This is a genomic window from Comamonas brasiliensis, from assembly GCF_018292285.1.
Lineage (GTDB): Bacteria > Pseudomonadota > Gammaproteobacteria > Burkholderiales > Burkholderiaceae_C > Comamonas > Comamonas brasiliensis.
Genome location: NZ_JAANES010000004.1, coordinates 177,277 through 203,774 on the forward strand (window position 1 = coordinate 177,277; position 26,498 = coordinate 203,774).

General features: G+C 64.7%; 21 protein-coding genes and 1 riboswitch. Of the genes, 11 read left to right on the plus strand and 10 right to left on the minus strand.

Annotated elements, in window-relative coordinates; all coding sequences use genetic code 11:
* Position 1 precedes the first annotated feature (1 nt).
* Genes DJFAAGMI_RS17310 through DJFAAGMI_RS17320 form a run of 3 tightly spaced genes read right to left on the minus strand, consistent with a single transcriptional unit; the run spans position 2 to position 3,291 of the window.
* Positions 2-757 (minus strand): ABC transporter ATP-binding protein, encoded by a 756-nt coding sequence (locus tag DJFAAGMI_RS17310; RefSeq protein ID WP_003059734.1) that lies wholly within the window; start codon positions 755-757, stop codon positions 2-4.
* Positions 758-769: 12 nt separating this feature from the next.
* Complete coding sequence (locus tag DJFAAGMI_RS17315) at positions 770-1,918, minus strand: ABC transporter permease (RefSeq protein WP_211458079.1); 1,149 nt, start codon at positions 1,916-1,918, stop codon at positions 770-772.
* A complete protein-coding gene (locus DJFAAGMI_RS17320; protein ID WP_211458080.1) occupies positions 1,915-3,291 on the minus strand; it encodes an efflux transporter outer membrane subunit in 1,377 nt (458 codons plus the stop codon). Before DJFAAGMI_RS17320 ends, DJFAAGMI_RS17315 begins: the two co-directional genes overlap by 4 nt.
* A gap of 233 nt (positions 3,292-3,524) precedes the next feature.
* On the opposite strand from DJFAAGMI_RS17320, the gene DJFAAGMI_RS17325 reads away from it, so the two are divergent.
* Both DJFAAGMI_RS17325 and DJFAAGMI_RS17330 read left to right on the plus strand, forming a co-directional pair.
* Positions 3,525-4,274, plus strand: coding sequence for a response regulator (locus tag DJFAAGMI_RS17325; RefSeq protein ID WP_003059738.1), 750 nt, complete (start codon positions 3,525-3,527; stop codon positions 4,272-4,274).
* Positions 4,259-5,431: a sensor histidine kinase gene (locus DJFAAGMI_RS17330; RefSeq protein ID WP_211458081.1), complete on the plus strand. Its 1,173-nt coding sequence runs from the start codon at positions 4,259-4,261 to the stop codon at positions 5,429-5,431. The genes DJFAAGMI_RS17325 and DJFAAGMI_RS17330 overlap by 16 nt, the downstream gene beginning before the upstream one ends.
* Here DJFAAGMI_RS17330 and DJFAAGMI_RS17335 read toward each other — a convergent pair.
* Entirely contained in the window at positions 5,406-6,965 is a 1,560-nt protein-coding gene (locus tag DJFAAGMI_RS17335; RefSeq protein WP_211458082.1) for a DUF3482 domain-containing protein, read from the minus strand. The two genes, DJFAAGMI_RS17330 and DJFAAGMI_RS17335, sit on opposite strands and share 26 nt — an antisense overlap.
* Entirely contained in the window at positions 6,965-8,398 is a 1,434-nt protein-coding gene (locus tag DJFAAGMI_RS17340; RefSeq protein WP_211458083.1) for a DUF2868 domain-containing protein, read from the minus strand. The genes DJFAAGMI_RS17335 and DJFAAGMI_RS17340 overlap by 1 nt, the downstream gene beginning before the upstream one ends.
* Before the next feature lie 185 nt (positions 8,399-8,583).
* Here DJFAAGMI_RS17340 and trpB point away from each other — a divergent pair, with 185 nt between their 5' ends.
* Positions 8,584-9,786, plus strand: a complete 1,203-nt coding sequence (gene trpB / locus DJFAAGMI_RS17345) for a tryptophan synthase subunit beta (protein ID WP_211458084.1) — start codon at positions 8,584-8,586, stop codon at positions 9,784-9,786.
* Positions 9,787-9,905: 119 nt separating this feature from the next.
* Positions 9,906-11,282: a glycerophosphodiester phosphodiesterase family protein gene (locus DJFAAGMI_RS17350; protein WP_249334497.1), complete on the plus strand. Its 1,377-nt coding sequence runs from the start codon at positions 9,906-9,908 to the stop codon at positions 11,280-11,282.
* A gap of 104 nt (positions 11,283-11,386) precedes the next feature.
* On the opposite strand, the gene DJFAAGMI_RS17355 is transcribed toward DJFAAGMI_RS17350, so the two are convergent.
* Positions 11,387-11,707: a hypothetical protein gene (locus DJFAAGMI_RS17355; RefSeq protein WP_003071883.1), complete on the minus strand. Its 321-nt coding sequence runs from the start codon at positions 11,705-11,707 to the stop codon at positions 11,387-11,389.
* Positions 11,708-11,733: 26 nt separating this feature from the next.
* Positions 11,734-12,966, minus strand: a complete 1,233-nt coding sequence (locus DJFAAGMI_RS17360; protein ID WP_167007316.1) for an ammonium transporter — start codon at positions 12,964-12,966, stop codon at positions 11,734-11,736.
* A gap of 209 nt (positions 12,967-13,175) precedes the next feature.
* Here DJFAAGMI_RS17360 and cls point away from each other — a divergent pair, with 209 nt between their 5' ends.
* The 3 genes from cls (at position 13,176) to DJFAAGMI_RS17375 (ending at position 16,904) form a co-directional block, all read left to right on the plus strand.
* Positions 13,176-14,618 (plus strand): cardiolipin synthase, encoded by a 1,443-nt coding sequence (gene cls / locus DJFAAGMI_RS17365; RefSeq protein WP_211458085.1) that lies wholly within the window; start codon positions 13,176-13,178, stop codon positions 14,616-14,618.
* A gap of 247 nt (positions 14,619-14,865) precedes the next feature.
* Entirely contained in the window at positions 14,866-16,206 is a 1,341-nt protein-coding gene (locus tag DJFAAGMI_RS17370; RefSeq protein WP_043002890.1) for a C4-dicarboxylate transporter DctA, read from the plus strand.
* 11 nt (positions 16,207-16,217) lie between these two features.
* A complete protein-coding gene (locus DJFAAGMI_RS17375) occupies positions 16,218-16,904 on the plus strand; it encodes a GntR family transcriptional regulator (protein WP_211458086.1) in 687 nt (228 codons plus the stop codon).
* An 82-nt stretch (positions 16,905-16,986) separates the two neighbouring features.
* Here the strand turns inward: DJFAAGMI_RS17375 and metH are convergent, their stop codons facing one another.
* A complete protein-coding gene (metH, locus tag DJFAAGMI_RS17380) occupies positions 16,987-19,746 on the minus strand; it encodes a methionine synthase (RefSeq protein ID WP_211458087.1) in 2,760 nt (919 codons plus the stop codon).
* Between the two features lie 36 nt (positions 19,747-19,782).
* Positions 19,783-19,892: riboswitch (S-adenosyl-L-homocysteine riboswitch) on the minus strand.
* A gap of 414 nt (positions 19,893-20,306) precedes the next feature.
* Here metH and gltS point away from each other — a divergent pair.
* A complete protein-coding gene (gene gltS / locus DJFAAGMI_RS17385; protein ID WP_211458088.1) occupies positions 20,307-21,545 on the plus strand; it encodes a sodium/glutamate symporter in 1,239 nt (412 codons plus the stop codon).
* A gap of 107 nt (positions 21,546-21,652) precedes the next feature.
* On the opposite strand, the gene DJFAAGMI_RS17390 is transcribed toward gltS, so the two are convergent.
* Positions 21,653-22,156 carry a PACE efflux transporter gene (locus DJFAAGMI_RS17390; protein ID WP_211458089.1) on the minus strand — a complete coding sequence of 168 codons (504 nt, stop codon included), beginning with the start codon at positions 22,154-22,156 and terminating at the stop codon, positions 21,653-21,655.
* Positions 22,157-22,249: 93 nt separating this feature from the next.
* On the opposite strand from DJFAAGMI_RS17390, the gene DJFAAGMI_RS17395 reads away from it, so the two are divergent.
* Positions 22,250-23,173 (plus strand): LysR family transcriptional regulator, encoded by a 924-nt coding sequence (locus DJFAAGMI_RS17395; RefSeq protein WP_211458090.1) that lies wholly within the window; start codon positions 22,250-22,252, stop codon positions 23,171-23,173.
* 8 nt (positions 23,174-23,181) lie between these two features.
* Here the strand turns inward: DJFAAGMI_RS17395 and DJFAAGMI_RS17400 are convergent, their stop codons facing one another.
* A complete protein-coding gene (locus DJFAAGMI_RS17400) occupies positions 23,182-24,078 on the minus strand; it encodes a LysR substrate-binding domain-containing protein (RefSeq protein WP_211458091.1) in 897 nt (298 codons plus the stop codon).
* A gap of 150 nt (positions 24,079-24,228) precedes the next feature.
* On the opposite strand from DJFAAGMI_RS17400, the gene DJFAAGMI_RS17405 reads away from it, so the two are divergent.
* Together DJFAAGMI_RS17405 and DJFAAGMI_RS17410 are read left to right on the plus strand one after the other, a co-directional pair.
* Complete coding sequence (locus tag DJFAAGMI_RS17405) at positions 24,229-25,443, plus strand: muconate cycloisomerase family protein (protein ID WP_211458092.1); 1,215 nt, start codon at positions 24,229-24,231, stop codon at positions 25,441-25,443.
* Between the two features lie 42 nt (positions 25,444-25,485).
* Positions 25,486-26,481 carry a tripartite tricarboxylate transporter substrate binding protein gene (locus DJFAAGMI_RS17410; protein ID WP_211458093.1) on the plus strand — a complete coding sequence of 332 codons (996 nt, stop codon included), beginning with the start codon at positions 25,486-25,488 and terminating at the stop codon, positions 26,479-26,481.
* Positions 26,482-26,498 lie beyond the last annotated feature (17 nt).

The window sequence follows — 26,498 nt, forward strand, 5'->3', positions numbered from 1 at the left end:
TTTATTCCTTGATGGGGCTGTTCTGGCGCCAGTCGCTGCGAATGGCGCCGTCTTCCATGCCCAGCACACGATCAGCGTGGCGCACCAGACGCGGGTCATGGCTGACGCAGAGCACCGTGGTGCCGTGCGTGCGCGCTGCGCGGTGCAGCAAGTCAATGACGCGCTGACCGCTCTCGGCATCCAGCGCACTGGTGGGCTCGTCGGCGAACAGCAGACGGGGCTGCTTGGCCATGGCACGTGCGATGGCCACACGCTGCTTCTCGCCGCCCGACAGCTGGGCCGGGCGCATATGACTGCGGTGCGAGAGCCCCACTTCATCAAGCGCCTCCTTGGCGCGGCGCAATGTCTCGGCGCTTCTGAGGCCCATATAGCCCAGCGGCAGCTGCACCTGCTCCAGTGCCGTCAAGGCCGGAAACAGATTGAAGCCCTGGAAGACGAAGCCCGTATGGCGCAGACGAAATTTCTCCAGCGCCGCCGTGCCGAGCCTGGCCAGGTCCTCGCCCAGTGCCAGCGCATGGCCGGCATCGGGCTTTTGCAGTCCCGACATCAGCGACAGCAGCGTGCTTTTGCCGCAGCCCGACGGGCCGGAGATCAGGCTCAGCTCCCCCGCATAGAGACTGACGGACAGCCCTTGCAGCACGTGCACCTGGACGATGCCCGACACAAAGGATTTGTCGAGGCGAACGGCCTCGAGGCTGGGCACAGCCTCCTTGGCTGCAGCAGGTGTTTTGACGCGTTCCATGGTCTCGGCTTGCATGTTTTTCAGGCCTTAACGCAACAGGGTTGCCGGGTCGGCACGCAGCAGGCTGCGCATGGCGCCCAGACCTGACAGCAGCGACAGCACGGCCACCAGAAAGCCGCAGGCGATTACTGCGGACAGGTTGAGGGCCACAGGGACGCGATAGGCGGCAGCAATGCTGAGCAGCACCGCGCTGGCCAATGCCGCCAGCACAAAGCCCAGACCGCCAATCCAGCAGGCCTGCTCGACCACCACGCGGCCCAGGGCCGCCCGGCTCACGCCCAGGGCATTGAGCACCGCATACTCGCGGGCGGATCCTGCCACCACCGCCTTGAGCGACTGGCTGGTCACGATGGCGCCCACCAGGCAGACGATGACGGCCATGAAGAGCACGCCGGCACCGGCGCCGGTATCGAGCATCCAGTAACGCTGAGAGCGGCGCGCAAAGGCATCCGCCGTCCAGACCTCGTACGGGCCGAAGCTGCTGCTGGACTGGCTCAATCTCGCCTGGGCCTCGCTTGCCTTGGCTCCTTGCTTGAGACGCGCCACGAAATAGGTGCTGCCATGCTCGGCACTGGTTTCTGCAATTTCGCGGGCCGTGCTGAGCGAGGCGATCACGTTGACGCCACCCAGCCCGCGTAAGCCGTCGACGGCAGCCACGATCTTGACCGCATGGTTGTTGATCCATGCCGTGCTGCCTTCCTGCGCACCCAGAGTCCCCCGGTCCGCCCTGTCCACAATCACGGCACCGGGCTCGCGCAGCAGCTGTCGCTGCCAGGAGGTGAGCACCTTGGTGAACATCATGGAGTTGTCCGCAGTGCTGACGCCCGAGAGATAGACCGAGACTCCGCCTCCGGTCGCGCCCTGGGCGCCGGCGCGAGCGCGCCAGTCGCCATCGACCCAGACATAGGATTCCACGGCCGCGACATCGGGGTCCATGCGCAGACGCATCTCCACATCGCTGCCGATATTGCGCCCGAAGTTCACACTTTGCGTACCCGGGTAGCCCACCCAGAGGTCGGCCGAAGAAGCCGTCACGTAGATCGCGGCAGAGCCGAAGATGCCCAGCACCAGGGCAGCCTGCATGGCCAGCAGAACGCCCGAAAAGCCCACGGCGAACACCGAGGGGACAAAGCGTCTCCACTCATAGATCAGCGTCTTGCGCGCCAGGGCAATCATGGCTGGACCTCGGAGACCGCGGCATCTATGGGCGCAGCACCCACGGCCTTGTAGAGCGCCACATAGGCCAGCGCCTCGGCAGCCCTGGCGGTTGCCAGCTCGCTCTGGTTGAGCAGGCTGGCGCGGGCGTTGTCGATACCCGCAAATTCGCTGGACAGGCCGAGTTGCTGACGCACTGCCTGGGCCTTCTCGCGCCCGGCATGAATCTGCCTCTCGGACTGCAACTGCTGCTGCCTTTGCTGCTGGGCGGCAACCGCCGCCAGCGCCGATTCCGCCTCGGCAATACCGTTGAGCACAGCCTGGCGGTAGGCCTTGATGCTGGCCTGCAACGCCAGCTCCTTGCCGTCCGCGACGGCACGGCGGCGACCCCAGTCAAAGAGCGGAATATCGATCTGCGGACCGACCATGGGGATGGAGTCCGAAGTCGTGCGGTGATTGCGCGTCAGGTTGTAGGCATACAGCAAGGACCCCGTCAGGGTCAGCCGCGGATAGAGCGCCGCGCGCGACACGCCGACCTCGGCCGCGGCCTGCTCCACCGCAGCCTCGGCACTTTGAATATCGGGGCGATTGCGCAGCAGGTCTGCCGGCAGCACGGCAAGCGCCTGCACTGCGGGCAACGCGGCATCGGCACTGGGCTGCAGCCATTGCGGCTCGGCGCGCTCGCGCCCCAGCAGGGCTGCCAGCGCATGGGCGGCACGCGCCTGGGCTTCGTTCAGGGTGGACAACTGGGACTCTGCGGTGCGCAGCTGCAGCTGTTGCTGCTCCAGAGACTGGGCATCGGCCAGCCTCTGCGCATGCCGAACCTGCAAGAGCTGCAGCTGTCGCTGTGCCTGCTGCAACTGCTTTTCGGCGAGACTGCGCTGCACCTGGGCCAGCCGGATATCGAGATAGCGGTGCACCACATCGGCCACCAGGGCCACTCGCGCCGCATGCAACTGGGCTTGCGCGTCCTGCACACCGGCTGCGCCTGCACGGCGTGCTGCGGCGGAATCGCCAAACAGGCCCAGATCCCAGCTCACATCAATGCTGGCATGAAAGTAGGTGTCAACTGCTGCAATATCCTGCAGGGTCCGCGCTCCGGTATTGACCGTGGGACGAAAAGCCGCATCAGCCGTACCTGCCAGCAAGCGCTGCTGACGCAGGCGCAGCACGGATTGAGCCACATCAAGGTTCTGGGACAGCGCCTCGTCCACCAGCGCATTCAGCGCGGGGTCATTCCAGGCACGCCACCAGCGGGCCAGCTCCGCAGGGTCCGACTTTTGAGCCGATGCCTGCTGCTGCCACTGAGGTGGCGTGGTCCGGTCCAGCCTGACTGCCTCGGGCGCAGCACAGCCTGCCAGCAACGACAAGGCGCACAGACACAGGCTGCCCATGCGAAGACGCGAGACGTGGGAGGGAAATATCACAGCGCAGTTGGCTCAAGCTATAGGTGTCACCCGGGAACCTGCAGAAAGCGGAAACAGCTTTCCATCTTCGCTATTGGACGGCAGCAAGCTTTCGCCAGATTGCAGGGTTTATGTAGGAATTATGGAGAGCCGCTGCCATTCGTTTATTGCAGCGGCAACGCACATAATGTGCAAACAACAAGATTCAGGGAGTCCCGCAGATGCATGACTTTGCTGCACACAAAACCATGGCTACTTTTGCTCAACCTGCTTCCACGCCCCTGGTGCTTGTAGTCGAAGACGAACCCGCCATTGCCGGCGTGCTCAGCGCCTATCTGGAACGCGACGGCCTGCGCATCCGCATGGCGCAGGACGGCGAGGAGGCCCTGCAGAGCTTTCGCCAGCTGCGCCCGGACCTGGTGCTGCTCGACATCCATCTGCCCAAGGTCGATGGCGTGGATGTGCTGCGCATGATTCGCAACGACAGCGACGTCCCCGTCATCATGGTGACGGCCCTGGCCGACGATGTGGACAAGCTGCTGGCACTGCGCCTGGGGGCGGACGACTATGTGGTCAAGCCTTTCAACCCTCCCGAGGTGGTGGCACGGGTACGTGCCGTGCTGCGCCGCACCCAGGCCAAGCCCGCGCCGGTGGCAGCCCCCATCCGCGTCGGACCTATAGAGATCGACGTGGAAGCCCATAGCGCAGCCGTCTACGACGATGCGGGCCAGGCCGTTCCCCTGGCGCTGACGCTCACGGAATTTCGACTGCTGGCCTGTCTGGCGGCCCAGCCGCGCCGCTGTTTTTCACGCGCCTACCTGATTGAGAACTGCCTGCCGGAAAGCGACGCGCTGGAGCGGGTGATCGACTCCCATCTCTCCAAGCTGCGCCGCAAGCTGCAACTGGCCGGACAGGACGGACTGATCGAGACCGTGCGCGGTATTGGCTATCGTCTATGGCCCTGGGACTGAACCGCATCTGGGTCCGCTTTGGTCTGTGGATCACGGCGGCCGTGCTGCTGGCCATTGCCTCGCTGGCAATTGGCGTGCTGGCGTTTTCCGAGCTGCAGTACCGCGAGTTCTATCGCCACCTGCCAAGCCCCGTCAAGACCGAGCTGGAAGCGCTGAAGTCCCAGGATCTCGAGGACAGCCCCAGAGCCTTGCAGATCTACTCCGAGTACTGGGAAGGCGACCGCCTGTTCGGCGAGAAATGGTCGCTGGTCATCGGTCTGGCCGTCAGCCTGCCTTTCGGCATGGCCGTGGGTTTCTGGATCTCCCGCCGCATCACCAGTCCGCTGGCCTCCATGGTGGAAGTGGCTGCGCGCGTGGAGCGCGGCGACCTGGCCTCCAGGGCCGTCAAGGGCAATGCCCATGGCGAGATGGCAGAAATGATCGATGCCTTCAACGGCATGGTCGATTCGCTGGAGACCCTGGAAGCGGAGCGGCTGGCCACGGCAGCCTCCATCTCCCATGAGCTGCGTACCCCTTTGACGGTGCTGCAGGCAAGACTGCATGCGATCTGCGACGGCGTCATCGACTCCAGCCAGGCCGAAATGAAGACACTGCTGGCCCAGGTCGAGCACCTGGGACGGCTGGTCGGCGACCTGCACACCCTGTCCATGGCCGACGCCGGACAATTGTCCCTGCGCAAGGAACGCATAGACCTCGCCGCACTGGTCGGCGATGTCGTCGAGGAGCTGCACCCGCAGCTGCAAAAGCTGGACATGGCTTTGTCACTGGATCTGCCCATGCAGGACGGCGATGGCAGCACCGACATCAAAGCCGACACCGACCGCTTGCGCCAGATCACCACCAACCTGATCAGCAATGTGCTACGCCATGCCAGCAGCGGCCATTGGCTGAGCATCCGGGTGCATGCGAGCTCAGACCACCAGAACCAGTCATGGGTGATCCTGGAAGTGGGCGATGCGGGCCCCGGCCTTGCCGCCGAGGTCCAGGCCCATCCGTTCCAGCGCTTTGTCCAGGCCCCAGGCAAGCGCCGCCGGGAAGGCTCGGGGCTGGGCCTGTCCATCGTCAAGGCTCTGGTGACCTCACAGGGCGGCACCGTCAGCACGGGCGTCTCCGAGCGCGGCGGTGCCCTGTTTACGGTGCGCTTTCCGCGTCTCTGACTCCGGAGTCCGCGTTCAGCCCCGGATAGAGATCGGCCATGATCTGCTGCAGGCTTTGCGAGAGCAGTTCCGTGATGGCGACTCTTTGCGCATCGGTGGCCGCCCCTGCGGCATTTGCTTCGCGCAACTGCGCCCAGAGCGCCGCCCATTGCGCAGCATGTGCCTGCACCGTGACCTGGGCCAGCTCACTCCATTGGCTGGGTGCCGCAGGGCTGGTGTAACGTCCGCGACCGCGGCCAAAATGCGAGATCAGCAGGTACTTGAGCAGTACCTGGCTCACGCTGGCGTTCAGATAGTCACCAGAGAGTCGAAAGCTCTGCTGCTCCTGGTCGAACATCTTGTTCGCTCCCCAGGCTGCGCCGCCAAAGGTGAGGGCCCCCAGCAGCGCGCCCACCAGGGCACCGGCACCCAGCGTCAAGCCTCCGGCCATCAGATCGGCCCCCAGTCCTGTGGCCGCACCGGCAGTCAACGCACCCCACAAGCTGGCCGCCTGCGCATCCACAGGCGTGGTGATCTGAAGCTGGCTGCGCAGTTGCTCCTGAATCTGACTGGCCGCCTGACCGTCGAGTCCATGAATCTCGAGCAAGCGCTGCGTGGCCTGCACATCGGCCTGACGCAAAGTCTGCAGCAGCCGCTGCACGGCCGCCCTGGCCTGGGCTCCGAGCCGCTCTTCACCCTCTGCCGATTTGCCCAGCTTGGCGGAGAGCTGGCTCAGGCTTTGCCAGGCACGCGCCAGCAGCCGGCCTTGCTCGGGATCGAGCTTTTCATGCAGCCCCGCAGCCGTCAGCAGCTGCTCTGCCATGACCGCCAGACTCGCCTGCTCGCGCTGTTGCTGTTGCCAGGCCCGTTGCTCCAGCAGACGCTGGTAGGCGGGCTGTTTGGAGCTGGGCAACAGTGGCGCAATGCTCTGCATCATCCTGCGCTCATGCCACCAGCTGCGCGTGAAGGCGTCGAGCACGAGCACGTCGCGCACCACGCTGTGAAAGCTCTGCGTCGCCTGCTGCCAGCGCCGCAGATCCTGCTGCGTCTGAGCGGCCGTGGTGTCGCTGCCGATCTGGTTGAGCAGCACGATGACCGGCTTGTTCAGCCAGGCCAGTATGTTCATCTCGGCGCTCCAGTAGCCGGCATCGGCCGGGTCTTCTGCGGCGTTGACAAGGTAGAGCATCACATCCGCATGATCGCGCGCGGCGAGCAGGGCACGCTGGCTCAGGTAAAAAGGCTTGTCGCGCCAGCGGTCCCAGACATTGCTGAGAAACCAGCCCAGCGGATTGCCTTGCTGCCGCAGGCGCTCATAGAGCCGCACGGAGTCACCGAAACCCGGTGTGTCCCAAAGCCACAGCTCATCACCCTGCTGCGTTTTCTGAAGCAGATAGCGCTGTGACTGCGTGGTCACATGGGCGGCATCGTCAATCTCGCCGACGTCGTCGGCCATCAGCGTACGGGTCAGCGTGGTCTTGCCGATATTGGTGTGCGACAGCAGACACCACTGAACGCTGCTGTCGATCGGAACCAGTTCCTTGCTCTCGCTCATCATCACACTCCTGCACCGGGCACCAGGGTCGCGTTCAATCCCGCGCTGCGCACAAATTCCCGCCACAGCTGCTCGCGCTCCTGCACGCGCGCCGGGGCACCGCTGTTGCGCGCACGAAAGTCCGCCGCCCATAGCCACACATCGGTCTGCGCACCCCAGCGGTTCAATACCTGCGCCAGCAGCACGCCATGGATTTCCGCCTCGGGCGTAGCGGCCAGGTTGAGCAGCAGCACCTGCTGTGCGTCAACGGCCGCAGCGTCCGGCAAGGGCGATCCATAGGGCAGCACCGGCAGCAGCGCAAGCTGCGCCCCGGCGCCGTAGCTCCGGGCCACATGGTTGCGCAGGGCGGCTTCGCGCTCGGGCGTGATGTCCAGGCTGTAGGGCTGCACCAGCAGCTCCGTGGCGCGCCCCGCCCAGTCACGCTGCAGCTTCTGGAAATAAGGCTGCTGCAGCGGCAAGGTCAGATGCTGGCTCAACCACCAGACCCTGGCACCCTGCCACAGCGCCAGCAGCAGGCGCGGCGCCACCACCATCAAGCCCAGCAGCCAGCTGTAGAGCTGCACCCAGCGCGGCCCCGCATCTGCCGCATCACCGGCCGACCAGCCCTGCAGCGCCTGGATCTGGGCCAGACTCCACGGCACCAGACCCAGCAGATGCTGTACCGGCGCAAACAGCAGATTCAGACAGGTCTGTACGGCGGAGGGCGAGAGAAACGTGCTCTCCCAGCCCACTTGATAAGCCCTGGTCAGGCCGGTCAGCCATAGCGATGCCAGCGCACCCAGCGCCAGCATGGCGGCTCCGAGATGCAGGCACACAAGCCATTGCGCATGGCGCGGCCGCTGGTTGACCTGCCACCAGTTGCGCTCGAAGTTCAGCGCCATCTTGCGCAACCCCGTGCCGCGCGAAACACTCCACTTCCTTGCCTGCAGCTTCTGCAGCCAGCCGCCGGGCGCTGCCGCGGCGCCCTGCCCCTGTTCGGGCTCCAGCGGAGCAATCACCGCCTTCTTGTGCCGCACCAGACTGCGCAGCCAGGTCAGCAGCAACAGCGCATAAACCAGCAGATTCCACAGCACGATACCGATCAGGGAGGCAGAGAGCAGGTCCACACGATGCGGGTCGGTGATCGCATGGCCCGCAAAACCCAGCGCAAACGCCGCAGCCATTACGGCCAGCACCATCCAGCGCGAAATGCCGGCGCGCTGCCGGGCCATCGCGCGTATGTCGGCAGGCAGCTGCGCCGCAGCAATCACGCGCTGCGCCCGCTCATGCAGAAAGCCTTCGAACGCCGCACGGCCTCCGCCCCTGGTCTTGCCCTGGGCGTGCAGACACTCCTGCGTGATGGCAGTGCAGCGCTCGGCCGTTGGCAGCGCCTCGTGCGCAGCGGCGGTTTCCAGAGCATGGGCAAAGACAATATCGCGGGCTGAGCTGGCTTTCATGCCCTTATTGTGTTTCAGAGCAAGAGAGGGCGTCGCAAATATCAAAACAATAGCTGTCAGCACATTCTTCGTGAGGGCTGCCGGCATTTTTCACGACTCTTCCATCGGGACTTGCCTGCAAGCGCCCCAAGCCCGCCATGTGCTATGAATGCAGCTTTGCTGCACAACACCCCAGGAGACAAGCCATGACCCAGAACCCCCAAGCCATGCCCGATGCCCAGGGCTTCTTCGGCCCCTATGGCGGCCAGCTCGTGCCGCCCGAGCTCAAGCAATGCATGGACGAGATCACCGCAGCCTATGAAGAGATCGTCAAACGCCAGGATTTCCAGGACGAGCTGGCCGCACTGTTTGCCGACTATGTGGGCCGACCCAGCCCCATCTTTCACGCCAGACGCCTGTCCGATCAGCTGGGCGGCGCGCAGATCCATCTCAAGCGCGAGGATCTGAATCACACGGGGGCGCACAAGATCAACCACTGCCTGGGCGAGGCACTGCTGGCCAAGTTCATGGGCAAGAAAAAAGTCATTGCCGAGACCGGCGCCGGCCAGCACGGCGTAGCCCTGGCCACGGCCTGTGCGCTGGTGGGCATTCCCTGCGAGATTCACATGGGCCAGGTGGATATCGAGAAGGAACACCCCAACGTCACCAAGATGCGCATCCTGGGCTGCAATCTGGTGCCCGTCACGCGCGGCGCAGCCACGCTGAAGGAGGCGGTGGACAGCGCCTTCGAGGTCTATCTGCAAGACCCCGTCAACACCATTTACGCGATTGGCTCGGTGGTCGGCCCGCACCCCTTTCCCATGATGGTGCGGGACTTCCAGTCCATCGTCGGTCGCGAGGCACGCGAGCAGTTCCAGTCCCGGCACGGCAAGCTGCCCGACCATGTGGCGGCCTGCGTCGGCGGTGGCAGCAATGCCATGGGAATCTTCACGGCCTTCCTGGGTGACGCGTCCGTGCATCTGGTGGGCGTGGAGCCTGCCGGTGAGGGCGTGGACAAGCCCGGCCGCCATGCCGCCACGCTGTCGGTTGGCAAGCCCGGCGAGATTCACGGCATGAAGTGCTATGTGCTGGAGAACGCCGACGGTACGCCGGCCGCCGTGCACAGCATTGCCTCTGGCCTGGACTACCCCGGCGTGGGCCCGCAGCACAGCTATCTCAAGGACATAGGGCGCGTGGACTACCAGTCCGTGGACGACAAGGAATGCCTGAATGCCTTCATGACGCTGTCGCGTGTGGAGGGCATCATCCCGGCACTGGAAAGTGCGCACGCCGTGGCCTGGGCCATGCGCGAAGCGCCGGGGCTCGGCAAGGACCAGCATATTCTGGTCAATCTCTCGGGACGCGGCGACAAGGATGCCGATTACGTCGCCAGGAAGCTGGGGCTGTAACAGCCGTATCCCGCACAGTGCTGCCACCCCGCAGCCCTGTGCTTCGGAGCGTGAAATGCTCCGAGGGCACGGTCACACAACCGTCATCAACAACCGCAAGCATGAGGCGATCTCCATCCATGCCTGAAACCATGTCCCATACCCGCCACCCCGTCTTTGCCCTGACCTTGCTTGCCGCCCTTGCCCTGAGCGCCTGTGGCGGTGGAGACGGCCCGACGCCGGCACCTGCGCCGCAGTTTCTGACGCTGGATGGCAAGCAGCCCCAGGTCATCGCCCACCGCGGCTATTCGGGGCTGTACCCCGAGCAGACACAGATGGCGTATGAGAAAGCCATCGATGCCGGTGCCGACATGATCGAGCTGGACATGCACCTGAGCCGCGACTGCCAGCTGGTGGCACGCCACAACGCCTGGCTCAGCGACAGCACCAATATCGCCGAAGTCGCCAAGATCAATGCCTATGTGGCTGGCCGCAAGCGCAACACGCCCGGCGTGCTGGTCAACGTGAAGTACCCGCCCATTGCCGCCAACGGCCCCGCGCAGTACCTGAGCGACCGCATCGATCCGAACAATCAGAAGTCGGTGCTGCAGGCTCTGGTGGTCGATGGCGAGGACCACACCGGCGACTGGTCCATCTCGGACTTCACCCTGCATGAGCTGCGCACGCTGTTTGGCGGCACCACGCTGGACAACCGCGCCGATCGTCCCAGCGAATGGAATGGCAAGCTGCCGCTGATCAGCGCACAGGATGTGATCGATATCGCACTCGCCAAGGGCAAGGCGGCAGGCCGCACGATTGCCGTCTACGCCGAGACCAAGAACCCTTACTGGAACAACCAGCAAGCCATTGCCAACAGCTGCGGCACGGGTGAGCACCCCTTCGAAGACGCCGTAATGGCGCTGCTGGACAGGAACAATCTCAACCGCAAGGAAGCGCCCATCTACATCCAGAGCTTCGACCCCGCCAGCCTGAAGTATCTGCGCAAGGCAGGCATGCGGGCCAAGGGAGTGCAGCTGATCGATGGCAACGACTACAACTTCAGGGACGGTTCCGTCGGCTATATCACTGCCGACGAATGGACCTTCATCAGCGGCCGCCCCTATAGCTGGACTCTGGCCGGCGATGCGCGCACCTTCGCGGTCATGCAGACGCCGGCAGGCCTGGCCGAGATCAAGACCTATGCCGACGGCATCGGTCCCTGGAAACCCCAGGTGCTGGCCCATTCCGTCGTTCCCTACAAGGACGGTGCAGGCCTCAAGGACGTCAACACGCTCAAGGACACCGGCCTGATCGCCAATGCGCACAAGGCCGGTCTGGTGGTGCACAGCTTCACCTTCCGCAGCGAGGCCAGCCGGCTCGCGGGCATCTTCAAGGGCGACCCGCTGCAGGAATATCTGGCTTACTACCGTCTGGGCATTGACGGCGTGTTCACCGACTTCACGGCCGATGGCGTGAAGGCTCGCGATGCCTATATTGCCGAACTGAAAAAGCAATAGGCCTGGCTCGTTGCCGCCGCAGCCTGCGGCGGCGGACGGCCACGGCTCACAGGCATTGTGATCCGTGACGCCAAGCCTTCCCGGCCTCAGATCCGGCTTGTGCCTCAGCGCAGCCCGCCGATATAGCGTGCCGAGGTGCGCAGTATCTCGGCAGCCTTGGTGGTGACCGAGCTATCGCTCTGTGCGGTCTCGGCAGGCGCTGCATGCCGGGGCTTGTCGCCGCTCCAGCTGTCCTGCAGACGCCGGGCCAGGCGCGCCAGCTCTTCGTCCTGTTGCTCTCGCGCATGCTCCAGTGCAAAAGCCACCATGGCCTGTGCATAGGCCTGGTTGCAGGCCATCCATTCGGTATCGGTCACCCGGCCCGTCTTGCGGCGCAACACCACATGCAGATGTGCAGCCACTGCCACTCGCTCGCTGTCCTCCATACACCGCTCCTGTCTTTGATGGATCACTAGTGCTGACGCTCCAGATGCAGGCTGATATCCAGTCCTTCCATTTCCTGCACGGCATCCACCCGCAACGGCATCAGCAGACGGATCAGCACCAACACCCCGGCCGTGGCTGCCGCGCTGTAGGCAGCCACCGCCGCCACTGCAATCAGCTGATTCAGCACCGTGGCGCCCGTGCCCGCGATCAGGGGATCAGCAAAAACCGCCGTGAGGATGGAGCCGGCAATGCCGCCCACGCCATGCACGCCGAAGACATCAAGCGAGTCGTCGGCCCCCAGCCGGCGCTTGAGCCAGGTTGCGCCCCAGAAGCAGACAGCGCCCGCAATCAGGCCTATCCACACCGCACTGCCCACCTGCACAAAGCCGGCTGCAGGAGTGATAGCCACCAGTCCGCCCACCATGCCCGAGAGCAGGCCCAGCAAGGTCGGAGCGCCGCGCACCAGCCACTCCACCACCATCCATGCCAGTCCCGCGGCCGAGGCCGCCACCAGCGTGACCACAAAGGCCAGCGCTGCACGCCCGTCGGCGGACAGGGCCGATCCGGCGTTGAAGCCGAACCAGCCGAACAGCAGCAACGCCGTGCCCATGGCCGTCCAGCCCAGGCTGTGCGGCTCGAAGGGCTCGGTGCCATAGCCACGCCTGCGCCCCATCATGAAGGCACAGACCAGCGCCGCCACACCCGCGTTCACATGCACCACGGCACCGCCGGCAAAGTCCAGTGCGCCCAGCTGGTTCAGCCAGCCGCCGCTCTCCCACACCCAGTGCGCCACCGGGGCATAGACCACCACGCTCCACAGTGCGGCAAACACCAGCAGGGCCGCAAAGCGCATGCGCTCGACCACAGCCCCCACGATCAGCGAGGTGGTGATGATGGCGAATGCGGCCTGGAACAGGGCATAGGCAGCTTCGGGCAGATGCGGTGCCAGGTGGCTGACCGAGATCACACTGCGCCGGCCATCAAAGTGCAATGAGGCAAACCAGGCGCGCCCCAGATTGCCAAGCCAGGGAGAGTCGGCAGTAAACGCGAGCGAGTAGCCGAGGCCGAACCAGGTCAGGGTCACCACACAGGCCACCGCGAACACGGCCACCATGGTGTTGACCACATTCTTGCGACGCACCAGCCCCGCATAGAACAGGGCGATGCCCGGCAAGGTCATCAGCAAGACCAGCGCCGACGCAACCATGACCCAACCGGTATCTGCCTTGTCGATGGCAGTCAATGGCACCATTTCCATGCACTCCCCCCTGCTTGTTTGCTTTGACAAGAAAAGGAAGCAGGTTCCATGCCAGTGCCATGTCTATCTTCTGTCGCTGCATTACTGATAGCAGTCCGCGCTTTTTCATCACAGAGTTCAAGCTCGTTGCATATGAATCAGGGCTTGCAGCTTGTGCTTGGGCCTGAGCCCGTTATGCTCGACAAGGTCCATCGTTGCTGCACTGATTCATGACCTGGCTGCTGCTGACTCTTCATGTATTGCTGATCACCGGGTTCGGCCTGCGTATCCTGCTGCGCCGGGACATGCGGCCCGACGTGCGACTGGCCTGGCTCATGGTCATCGTGCTGCTGCCCTATGTGAGCTGCCTGCTGTACTACCTTTTTGGCGAGGTAGCCCTGGGCCGCGTACCAGGCCGCAGAAGACTCAATGTGCGCGAGTTCTGCCAGTCCCACAGCAGCGCAGCTACCGATGCCGACCGCAGCCCGCAGGCACTGCCGACCATTCCCGGTCAATGGCTGCCGGCCTTCCGCTATGCCTCGTCCATCAACGGCTTTGCGCCGCTGCCCGGCCACAGAGCCGAGCTGATGCGCGATGGCGCGCATGCCCGGGCGCAGATGCTGGCCGACATGGATGCCGCACGCCACGAGATCAATGTGCTGTACTACATCTGGCTGGACGACAGCACCGGCACCGATATGGCCCATGCCCTGATACGCGCCGCGCAGCGCGGCGTGACCTGCCGTGCCATGGTCGACGGACTGGGATCGCGCGCACTGACGCGCTCGCCACTGTGGCAGCAGATGCGGCAGGCCGGCGTGCACCTGGCGATTGCCCTGCCCATCAGCAATCTGCTCAAGGTCATGCTGACCAGTCGCATCGACCTGCGCAACCACCGCAAGATCACGCTCATTGACGGCAGGATCAACTATTGCGGCAGCCAGAACTGCGCCGACGAGGGCTTTCACATCAAGGCTCGCTATGCACCCTGGGTGGACATCATGCTGCGCCTGCAGGGACCCGTGGTCATGCAGATGCAGCAGGCCTTTGCCAGCGACTGGGCGCAGTCCGATGCGAGCTTTGCACCACCGGCAATAGAGGCCGAGGCTGCTGCCGCTGACGACGGCTTTCATGCCGTTGCGATTGCCGAAGGGCCGACGGAAAGAGCACGCTCAACACCCCAGCTGGTTGCCAGCCTGCTGGCCTGCGCGCAGCGCGAGGTCGTGATCTCCACCCCCTACTTCGTGCCCGACAGCACGGTGCTCGATGCCTTGTGCGCCGCCGCGCTGCGCCAGGTGCAGGTCACGCTGATCCTGCCCGCCCGCAATGACTCCTGGATCGTCGGCGCCGTCAGCCGCAGCCATTACTGGCGGCTGCTGAGCGCCGGCGTCCATATCCACGAATTCCGCCCCGGCCTGCTGCATGCCAAGACACTGTGCCTGGACGGCTCGGTCAGCCTGATCGGCTCCACGAATCTGGATCTGCGCAGCTTTGACCTGAACTTCGAGAACAATGTGCTGCTGCATGACGAAGCCATCACCGAGGCCATCCGTCAGCGCCAGCAAAGCTATCTGCGCGAGTCCGATGCAGTGACGCTGGAACAGGTGCGTGCCACCCGCTGGTGGAAACGCATCTGGGACAACCTGCTGGGTGCCCTGAGCCCTCTGCTGTAGACCCTGGTGCCCAAACTTTGGGCATGCTCACCGCCCGCGCACCACGCACGTGCACACAGGCTGCCGATCTCGCACCAGGACGGACAGCCACCCCGATTTCATGCATGAAAGTCAGGGCTGACCCTCTTCGAAATTACGGAAATCTGCAGGAATACCCTCTGCTGGCACGCCTTTCGCTTGCCTACATTCTTGTATGCAAGTTGCAGTCAACTTGCATACAAGATTCCACAACTTGCGAAAGACGACTATGCGCCGCTTTGTCAGATCACTGTTCGGACAGGTGGTGATCGCACTCATACTGGGTGTGCTCGCCGGACTACTGGCCCCTGAATGGGCCGTGAAACTCAAACCCCTGGGTGATGGCTTCATCAAGCTCATCAAGATGATCATTCCCATCCTGGTGTTCTGCGTGGTCGTGCACGGCATTGCCGGCGCGGGCGACCTCAAGCGCGTCGGTCGCGTGGGCGTCAAGGCCCTGATCTATTTCGAGGTGCTGACCACCATCGCCCTGGGCATGGGCCTGGTGCTGGCCTTTGTCTTCGAGCCCGGCGTGGGCATGAACGTGGACACCAGCAAGCTCGACGCCTCGGCCATGGCGGCCTACGCCAGCAATGCCGACAAGCTGACCAGCGGCGGCACGGTGGATTTCCTGATGAAGCTCATTCCCACCACCGTGGTGGAAGCCTTCGCCAAGGGCGACGTCCTGCAGGTGCTGCTGTTCGCCGTGCTGTTCGGCTGCGCGCTGACCATGCTGGGTGAGCGCGGCAAGCCCGTTTCCGAACTGGTGGACACCTTGTCCATGGCCCTGTTCAAGGTCATGGGCATCATCATCAAGCTGGCACCGCTGGGCGTGCTGGGCGCCATCTCCTTCACCGTGGGCCAGTACGGCATAGGCTCGCTCAAGCAGCTGGGCATGCTGGTGGCGCTGTTCTACGTTTCGGTGCTGATCTTCGTCTTCGTGGTGCTGGGCCTGGTGATGCGCCTGTCGGGCTTCAGCCTGATCAAGCTGCTGCGCTATCTGCGCGAGGAACTGACCATCGTCTTCGCGACCACCTCCTCCGACAGCGTGCTGCCCCAGATCATGGCCAAGCTGCGCAACATGGGGGTGCGCGACTCTACCGTGGGCCTGGTGATTCCCACCGGCTACTCGTTCAACCTGGACGCGTTCTCCATCTACATCACACTGGCAGCGGTCTTCATCGCCCAGGCCACCAACACCCCGATCAGCATGTCCGACCTGCTGACCATCCTGGCCATCGCGCTGGTGACCTCCAAGGGTGCGCACGGCGTACCGGGCTCGGCCATCGTGGTACTGGCCGCCACCCTGCATGCCATTCCCGCCATCCCTGCGATCGGCCTGGTGCTGGTGCTGTCGGTGGACTGGTTCATGGGCATTGCACGCGCTCTGGGCAATCTGATCGGCAACTGCGTGGCCACCGTGGCCATCGCCGCCTGGGAAGGCGACATCGACCGCGAACGTGCCCATGCGGTACTTGACGGCAGAGCTGAGCCACGGACCGAGAACGAAGAGCCTGCATCTGCTATGGTGCCGCCTGCCATAGTCCCCATCCCTCAGTCCAGCCATTAATAAAGCCAGCAATGACTCCTGCCTCTCCCCAGCACATCGCGGAACGCGTCGTCGAAGCCATCCTGGCCCAGAAACTGGCACCCGGCGAACGACTGGGAGAGCAGGAGCTGGCCAACAACTTCGACGTCAGCCGCACCGTGGTGCGCGAAGCACTGATGCAGCTGCAGGCCCGCGGCTTTGTCCAGGTCCAGGCCCGCAGGGGCTGGTACGTGGTCCAGCCCTCGGCTGCCGAGGCCATGGACGCGTTCTCTGCCCGGCGGATCATCGAGACCGGCATCTTGCAGGAGGCCGGCAAGCCGCTGCAGCGCGTCATCACCAGGCTGCGCCGCCATATCGCCCAGGAGCAGAAAGCCATCGCCGGTGCGGACAGCGCCACGCGTTCCTTCCTGCTTGCGGATTTCCATGTCTGCCTGGCCGAACAGATGGGTCACCGGCTGCTGGCCGACACGCTGCGCGATCTGACGGCACGCACCACCCTGGCTGCCACGCTCTATCAGTCCACGCACAGCGCCAGCCAGTCCTGCGCCGAACACGAACGCATCGTGGCCGCCCTGGAACGCGGCGACACCGAGGGTGCCAAGGCGCTGCTGCTGGAACATATAGGCATGGTGGAGCGCTCGCTGGAAATCCGCGCAACCGGGACCGAGGAGCCCGGCGACCGACTGCGTGCCACGCTCGCACCTGTGCTCAGGAAGTAGCCTCTGAGCGGCGCACTCCAAACCAAAAAGCCAGGGTCGTCCCTGGCTTTTTTCATTCGCAAAGCATGCCCGCGAAGCGGGTTCAGCCCAGATTTGGCGCCAGATAGCGACGCAGCTCCTCGATATCCATAGCGCGTCGCTGAGCCATGTCGGCGAGCTGGTCTTCGCCGATCTGACCCACGTTGAAGTAGCTGGCCTCGGGATTGCCGATGTAGAAGCCGCTCACGCTGGATGCCGGGTTCATGGCCAGGCTCTCGGTCAGCGTCATGCCGATCTCATCGGCCTGCAGCGCCTTGAACAGGTCGATCTTGGCCGTGTGATCGGGGCAGGCAGGGTAGCCGGGCGCGGGGCGAATGCCCTTGTAGGCTTCCTTGATGAGTTCCTCGTTGCTCAGGTCCTCGTCTTCGGCATAGCCCCACAGATCCTTGCGCACGCGCTGGTGCAGGCATTCGGCAAAAGCTTCGGCCAGGCGGTCGGCCAGGGCCTTGAACATGATGCCGCTGTAGTCGTCCAGCGCAGCTTCGAATTCCTTGTCCTTCTTTTCGGCGCCGATACCGGCTGTCACGGCAAACAGGCCGGCATAGTCGGCAATGCCCGACTCCTTGGTGGCCACAAAATCGGCCAGGCAGCGGCTGGGGCGCATCACGGGCCGGCCATCCGGGCCGTCCACGGCCTGCTTTTCGGTCTGCTGGCGCATGCCGTACCAGGTAGTCAGCACCTGGCTGCGCGATTCGTCGGTGTAGAACACGATGTCGTCGCCCACGCGATTGGCCGGGAACAGGCCCATCACGCCATTGGCCTGCAGCCAGCGGCCGTCGATGATCTTCTGCAGCATGAGCTTGGCATCGGCCAGCACCTTGCGCGCTTCCACGCCCACGACCTCATCGTCAAGGATGGCCGGATAGGGACCCGCCAGATCCCAGGTCTGAAAGAACGGGCCCCAATCGATGTACTGGGCAATTTCGGCCAGGTCGAAGTTCTTGAACACGCGGCGGCCCAGGGTGCGCGGCACCACGGGGGCATGGTTCACCACGGCAGCATTGGCGCGGGCCTGCTCCAGCGTCCACAGCGGCGTCTTCTTCTTGTTGGCATGCTGGGTGCGCACCTTGTCGTAGTCGGCGCTCAGCTCGTCCAGATAGGCCTGCTTGCCTTCGCCCAGCAGGCTCTGCGCCACGCTGACCGAGCGCGAGGCGTCGGGCACATAGACCACGGGGCCGTCGTACTTGGGTGCAATCTTCACGGCCGTATGCACGCGCGAGCAGGTCGCACCGCCGATCAGCAGCGGAATCTTCTTGATGCGGAAGTAGTCGTCCTTGTCCATCTCACCGGCCACATACTGCATCTCCTCGAGGCTGGGAGTGATCAGGCCCGACAGGCCGATGATGTCCGCACCCTCGGCCTTGGCCCTGGCCAGGATCTCGTGGCAGGGCACCATCACGCCCATGTTGATGACTTCGAAGTTGTTGCACTGCAGGACCACGGTGACGATGTTCTTGCCGATGTCGTGCACATCGCCCTTGACGGTGGCGATGACGATCTTGCCCTTGCTGGTCACGTCCAGGCCCGCCGCTTCCTGCTGGCGCTTCTCTTCCTCGATATAGGGCACCAGGTGGGCCACGGCCTGCTTCATCACGCGCGCGGACTTGACCACCTGGGGCAGGAACATCTTGCCGGCACCGAACAGGTCGCCGACGATATTCATGCCGTCCATGAGCGGGCCTTCGATCACGTGCAGCGGGCGGCCGCCGCCCTGCACCACGATCTTCTGGTAGGCCTCTTCGGTGTCTTCGGTGATGAAGTCGGTGATGCCGTGCACCAGGGCGTGCGACAGACGCTCGCCCACGGTCTTCGGTGCCTCGGCCGTGCCGCGCCACTCGAGCTTCTTGCTGTCGTCCTTGGCCGCGCCCTTGGCGCTGTCGGCGATCTCCAGCAGACGCTCGGCCGCATCGGGGCGGCGGTTGAGCACCACATCCTCCACGCGTTCGCGCAGCTGTGGCTCCAGGTCGTCATACACACCGACCATGCCGGCATTGACGATGCCCATGTCCATGCCAGCCCCGATCGCGTGATAGAGGAATACGGTGTGGATGGCCTCGCGCACGGGGTCGTTGCCGCGGAAGGAGAAGCTCACGTTGGAGACGCCGCCCGAGACCTTGGCACCGGGCAGGTTCTGCTTGATCCAGCGCACGGCCTCAATGAAATCGACGCCGTAGTTGTTGTGCTCTTCGATGCCGGTGGCCACGGCAAAGATGTTGGGGTCGAAGATGATGTCCTCGGGCGGGAAGCCCACTTCGTCGACCAGAATGCGGTAGGCGCGTTCGCAGATCTCGATCTTGCGCGCAAAGGTGTCGGCCTGGCCTTTTTCGTCAAACGCCATCACCACGGCGGCCGCGCCATAGCGCTTGACCAGCTTGGCGTGCTTCTTGAACTCCTCGACGCCCTCCTTCATGGAGATCGAGTTGACGATGCCCTTGCCCTGCAGGCAGCGCAGGCCGGCCTCGATCACGTCCCATTTGGAACTGTCCACCATCACCGGCACCTTGGCGATATCGGGCTCGGAGGCAATCAGATTCAGAAAGCGCACCATGGCGGCCTTGCTGTCCAGCATGGCCTCGTCCATGTTCACATCGATCACCTGGGCACCGTTTTCCACCTGCTGGCGCGCCACGGCCAGCGCTTCCTCGTACTGCTCGTTCAGGATCAGGCGTGCAAAGGCCTTGGAGCCTGTGACGTTGGTGCGCTCGCCCACGTTGACGAACAGCGTCTCATCGCCGATGAAGACAGGCTCCAGGCCCGACAGGCGCATGGGAGGAATGGCGGTGGAAGGGGTAGCAGCGGACATCAGCTCACCTGTGTGAAAACCAGAAACAGAATCGAAAACAGGTGAGCGCCGTTGTCAGTACGGGCAGATCGCCAACCGGATCTGCCACCCCGAGCCTGACGGGTCAAACATCTGTGGGATGACCGGCTGCAGCGCTCCTCGGGGTGAAGCCCGACATTCTACGGCGAGGCCGGACAATCAGGGCTTCAAGGCGCTTTGCCCATTGGCGGCAGAGGCGCGCTGCCTGCGGATGGCTATAGCAGATTCGACTTTACGCACTCCAGAAACAGGAGCACGGCAAAAGGTAATTTCGCAAAACACGAATGTAGCCATCTCATTTCAAGCATATTCGTGGCATGGTGCGCGTCCGCAAGGAATGACGCACACCGCTTTCCTGCTCTCAGGCAGCCCGGCACCGACGGGCCGGCCATGAGTGGGCAAGCACCTACAGTCCCTATCTTTGAGTCTTTGGCACCATCGACAGCAAATGTCCGGTCCATGTGCTCAGTCATGCACAGCCGATGGCCTGCCATTAGCGGACAGGCAATCCGGCCGTCGCATGGAACCCCCTGGAGATCCTCATGAACGTGACCTTCGGCGCGTACTACACCCTCATCATGGCCGTGCTTGTGCTCATGCTTGGCAAGCTCATGACCAGACATATCCGCTTTCTGCGCGACTTCAATATTCCCGAGCCGGTGTCCGGCGGCCTGGTCGTGGCGGCCATCATCTTCATGCTGCATCAGACCACGGGACTGGCGCTGAGCTTCGAAAGCAGCCTGCAGTCGGCGTTCATGCTGGTGTTCTTCTCGTCCATCGGCCTGAGCGCGAACTTCGCCAAGCTGCGCGAGGGCGGCTCGGCGCTGTTCCTCTTCCTGGGTGTGATTGCCGTCTTCATCATGATGCAGAACATCGTGGGCGTGAGTCTGGCTTCCTTGCTGGGACTCGATCCGCTGATCGGCCTGGTCGCGGGCTCCATCACGCTGGTGGGCGGTCACGGTACAGCCGGAGCCTGGGGCTCGGTGCTGGAAAACCAATACGGCCTCACGGGAGCCACCACCCTGGGCATTGCCTGCGCCACTTTCGGCCTGATCATCGGCGGCCTGGTGGGCGGCCCGCTGGCCAAGCGGCTGATCACGCGCCATCAGCTGGCCCAGCCGCTGACCGAGTCCGAACAGCTGCGCGCCGATGCGCCCACCGTGGGCGAAGGCAGCGCGGTCGCCAACTTCGAGTCGCCCAACAAGGCTCCGCGCCTGATCACGGCCGATGCGGCGGTGGAGACGCTGGCCCTCTTCGCGGGCTGCCTGGCCTTTGCCGAATTCATGACCGGCCTGACCATGGGAACGGTCATCCAGCTGCCTACCTTTGTCTGGGCGCTGGGCGGCGGCGTGGTCATCCGCAACGTGCTGGACTATATGTTCGGCTTCAAGGTCTTTGACCGCGCCATCGACGTGTTCGGCAATGCCGCGCTGTCCATCTATCTGGCCATCGCGCTGCTGTCGCTCAAGCTGTGGGAGCTGACCGACCTGGCCGGTCCGCTGATGGTCATTCTGGCCGCGCAGGCCATCGTCATGACGCTGTATGCGGCCTTCGTGACTTTCCGCATCATGGGCCGCAACTACGACGCCGCCGTGCTGGCAGCCGGCCACTGCGGCTTCGGCATGGGCGCCACACCCACGGCCGTGGCCAATATGCAGGCCATCACCAACCAGTACGGCCCTTCGCACAAGGCCTTTCTGATCGTGCCCCTGGTCGGAGCCTTCTTCATCGACATCATCAACGCCTTTGTGCTGCAGGCCATGCTCAGCATTCTTCGCTGACCGCTGCATCAGCCCCAAAAAAAGCGTGTTCCTGCCAGACAGGAACACGCTTTTTTCATGGCTGCCCACGCCTGGCAGGCAAGCGTCACACGCAGCTCAGACCGGGATCAGGCAGCCACTGCCTGGGCCGAAGCCGGCAGACCGAAGATGCGGTCGAACGCCCAGTTGAAGGCAAAGGTGTAGACCATGAAGAACACCAGCAGGCCGGCTTCCATGACGGCGGCTTCCCACAGCGAGATGCCGAACCACCACGCCATCAGCGGAATCAGCATGGCGGCGATGCCGCCTTCGAAACCGATGGCATGCACCACACGGCGCATCAGGGAACGGCCCTTGACGCTCTGGCGCGCTTCCCATTTCTCGAACAGGTAGTTGAAGCTCAGATTCCAGCAGATCGCGATCACCGAGGCGGCCACGGCCATGACGCCGGAATCGCTGGCCTTCTGACCGATGGCCATGAAGATCAGGCTGGAGACGATGATGGCGATGGTTTCGTACAAGCCCACGTAGAGGATGCGACGCTTGGGGCCCTGGAGGCCCGTGGCTTTGATGGGGGCTGCAAAGGCAGCGGTATTTTTGAGAGACGCGGCAGAGGAGGAAGCGGATGCCATCGCTGAGGCTTGTTGAGACATGGGCCGCAGTGTATGTTCTGGAAATTGAAGATAAAAGTCAGTTCCTATCAATGTTTCTGACAGATCGACACCATGCCCTTTAGCGCCGACCAGGTCCCGCTGTTTCTCGCCGTGCTCGATGCCGGCTCCTTTTCGGCGGCTGCACGCAAGCTGGGGCGTGTGCCGTCGGCCGTCAGCATGGCCATTGCCCAGCTGGAGGCAGAGCTGGACCTGCAGCTATTCGACCGCAGCGGACGCGAGCCCGTGCCCAGCGCCGCGGCCCGCGCACTCGAGCCCCAGGCGCGCCTGCTGGCCGAGCAGCTGCAGCTGCTGAACTGGCAGGCCCAGAGCCTGCACGCAGGGCTGGAAGAGCGGCTGACGCTGGCCATCGCCCCCGAGCTGCTGGCCACGCACTGGAGCGAGCCGCTGCACCAGCTGGTGCACGAGTTTCCGGCCCTGCCCATCGAGGTGCTCGCAGCGCCCCAGGTCGATGCGCTGGAGCTCTTGCATGCGGGCCGCGCCCATCTGGCCCTGGTGTTCGAGCGGCCCGCCATGGACGGGCGCGAGGGTTTCCAGGAAATGGGCCGCGAGACGCTGGTGGCCGTGATGTCGCCGCAGTTCGAGCCCTGGCAGCAGGCGCTTGCCGAGCATGGACCGGGTCGCACCGCACCGCCGCAGCTCACGGTGGAGCAGCTGGCCGCCACACGCCAGGTGCTGGTGGCCAGCCGCGACCCGCAGCAGACGGATCCGCGCTTTGTGTTTGCACGCCAGCTCTGGCGCACGGACAGTCACCAGGCAGCGCTATCGCTGATCGGCGCAGGCCTGGCCTGGGGCTGGCTGCCCAAGGGCCTGGTGGAATCGCATATCGGCAGCGGCGCGCTGATGGAGATTCCCGTGCTCAACCTCAGCAACGGCACGACCTTGTTTGTGGACTGGGTCTGGTCCAAGGAGCGCCCCCAGGGCCTGGCCACGCGGCGCTTTGTGGAACTCATGGGCAGGCAGCCCACGGGTCGCTGAGCCCGGCGCTAGACTTCTCGTCCCAGGCTGGCGCGCGCCGCGGGCGCCAGCAGCGCGGCGAACTCGCGCGCCGCAGCGCTGTAATGGCTGCCGCGACGCCACAGCAGTCCGGCCGTACGCACCAGCTGCGGGCCCACCAGGTGTATGGCCACCATATCGCTGGCCTGCTGGGCCGCGCGCTCGGGCACGATGGTGGCCATGTCGCCCCAGCGGCACAGCGCGATCAGCGATTCCACCGAGCCCATTTCCACACGCAGGCTGGGCGTGACGCCCGCGTCGCGCAGGCCGTTGTCGATCAGACTGCGCGTGTAGAAGCTGCGCGGCAGCAGCGCCAGCGGCACGTCGACCAGCGACTTGACCGCCAGCGTGCGCCGTCCGGCCAGCGCATGCGAAGGATTGACCAGCAGCATCATGCGTTCATCGAACAGCGGCAGAGCCTCGAGTTCGGTGCGCTGCGGCGGATGAAAGCTCACGCCCAGGTCCAGGCTGCCATCGAGCAGGCCGGCCTCCACGGGCGGCGCCAGCAGCTCGCGCACCACCACGTTGACCTTGGGATAGGCGCGCGTGAAGGCCGCCACGGCCGGCGCGACCAGGGTGTTGAGAAAGGTGGGGATCACGCCCAGGGTAAGGGCGCCGGTCTGCAGCTCGCTGAGATCGGCCAGCGCCATGCGCCCGGCCTCGACCTCGTGCAGTGCGCGCTCGGCATAGTTGCGGAACACCACGCCGGCCTGCGAGAGCTTGAGCCCACGGCCTATGCGCTCGAACAGCACCATGCCCAGCTCCTCCTCCAGCTGACGCAGGCCGTGCGACAGCGTGGACTGGGTCACGAACAGATTGCGCGCCGAGGTCGTCAGGTGCTCGGTCTTGGCAATGTCGACAAAGTAGCGCAGCTGGCGCAATTCCATGGGCGGCTTCCGGGTAGATACATCGATGCTATCGAACAGTACCTCAAAAATAATTCAGTAGATCAACAGCATTCATGGATTTACGCTGGCGACCATCGCAGCCATGCAGCTGCCCGCCCCAACGCCTTCCGCCCTCACGGCCTCTTGCCCATGACCACCAGTTTCCCCATCGAACGCATTACCGCGCGCATCCTGGACATTCCCACCATACGCCCGCACAAGCTGTCGTTCGGCGCCATCAACCGCCAAAGCCCGGTCATCGTCCAGCTGTGGCTGCGCAACGGCGCCACAGGCTTCGGCGAGGCCGCCACCATCGGCGGCCCGTCGTGGAACGAGGAGTCGCCCGAGAGCATCCACCACGCCATCACCAACCATCTGGCCCCGGCCCTCGCGGGCCAGGACGGCGCGCGCATCGAGGCTTGTCTGGCCCGCATGGACCTGGCCTGCCGCGGCAATGCCTTTGCCAAGAGCGCCGTGGAAATGGCCTTGCTCGACGCCGTGGCACGCAGCCTGCAGGTTCCCGTGTGGCAGCTGCTGGGCGGCAAGCAGCACGACAGCCTGCCCCTGGCCTGGACGCTGGCCAGCGGCGATGTGGAACGCGACCTGGCCGAGGCCCAGCTGCGCCTGGACCAGGGCCGCCACCGCATCTTCAAGCTCAAGATCGGTGCCCGAACGCCCGAGGCCGATCTGGCCCACGTGAGCCAGATCGCGCGCGGCCTGCAGGGCCGCGCCACGCTGACCGTGGACGTGAACCAGGCCTGGGACGGTGCCACCGCACGGCGTTTTCTGCCCCCCATGATCGAGGCCGGCGTCAGCCTCATCGAGCAGCCCGTGGCCCAGTGGAACGTGCCCGCGCTGCGCGAGCTCACGGCCACGCTGCCGTCCACTGCCCTGGTCATGGCCGATGAGAGCGTGTGCACGCCGCACGACGCCATGCGCCTGGCGCGCGAGCAGGCCTGCCACGTGTTCTCGCTCAAGGTCGCCAAGCACGGCGGTCTGCTGCGCACGCGCCAGGTCGCCGCCATCGCCCAGGCCGCCGACATCGGCTGGTACGGCGGCACCATGCTCGAAACCTCGATAGGCTCGGCCGCCTCGGCCCACGTGTTCGCCACGCTGGGCGGGCGCCACCACAACTGCGAACTGTTCGGCCCCCAGCTGCTGGTGGACGACATCGTGACCGAGCGCATGCCGATTGCCGACTTCGCCCTGCAGTTGCCCGACGGCCCCGGCCTGGGCGTGGAAGTGGATCCGGCCCAGCTCGACCGTTTCGACCGCGCGCGCCAGGGCCTGCAACCCACGCACATCGACCTCGCCGCCGCAGCTTCATCCGCCCCCGTGTCTGCGCCTGCCCCTTCAGCCCGCTGACACCGCACCAACTACAACATTCATCTTCAGGAGACATCCACCATGCAACGCCGCCTTCTCTGCACCCTCGCCGCCCTGCCCGCCGTCCTCGGCCTGAGCGCCCTGACCTCCGCCGCCCATGCCCAGACGCCCGAAGCCAACTGGCCCAGCAAACCCATTCGCTGGATCGTGCCCTTCCCGCCGGGCGGCGCCATGGATGCCATCGCCCGCACCCTGGGCGAGAAGGCCGCGCGCACGCTGGGCCAGCCCTTCGTCATCGAGAACCGACCCGGCGCGGGCGGCAACATCGGCGCCGACTTCGTGGCCAAGTCCCCAGCCGACGGCTACACGCTGATGATCACCTCCATCGGCATGGCCACCAACAAGCCGCTGTACCGCAAGCTCAGCTATGACCCGATCAAGGACTTCGCGCCCGTGGGCGTGCTGGCCGTGGTGCCCAACATCCTGGTCACCAACTCCACCCAGCCCCAGATCAAAAGCGTGGCCGACGTGGTGGCCGCGGCCAAGGCCGCGCCGGGCAAGCTGACCTATGCCTCGGCCGGCAACGGCACCTCCATCCACCTGGCCGGCGAAGTCTTCACCTCGCTGGCGGGCGTGGACATGCTGCACATCCCCTACAAGGGATCGGGCCCCGCCGTCTCCGACCTGCTGGGCGGCCAGGTCAACTACATGTTCGACTCCATCACCTCGGCGCGTCCCCACATCCAGTCGGGCAAGCTGCGCGCGCTGGCCGTGACCACGGTCAAGCGCTCGACCAGCATGCCCGACGTACCCACCATGGAGGAAGCCGGCATCAAGGGCTATGAAGTCTCGCCCTGGTTCGCCGCCTTCATGCCCGCCGGCACGCCGCCGGCCATCGTGAAGAAGCTCAACCAGACCTTTGTGGCCGCCATGAAGCAGCCCGACGTGATCGAGCGCTTCCGGGCCATAGGTGCCGAGGTCGTCGGCTCCACGCCCGATGAAGCGGCGCGTCACCTGCAGGCCGAAAGCCAGCGCTGGACACGACTGATCAACGAGCGCGGCATCCACATGGACTGAATGCTCCACGCCCGTGC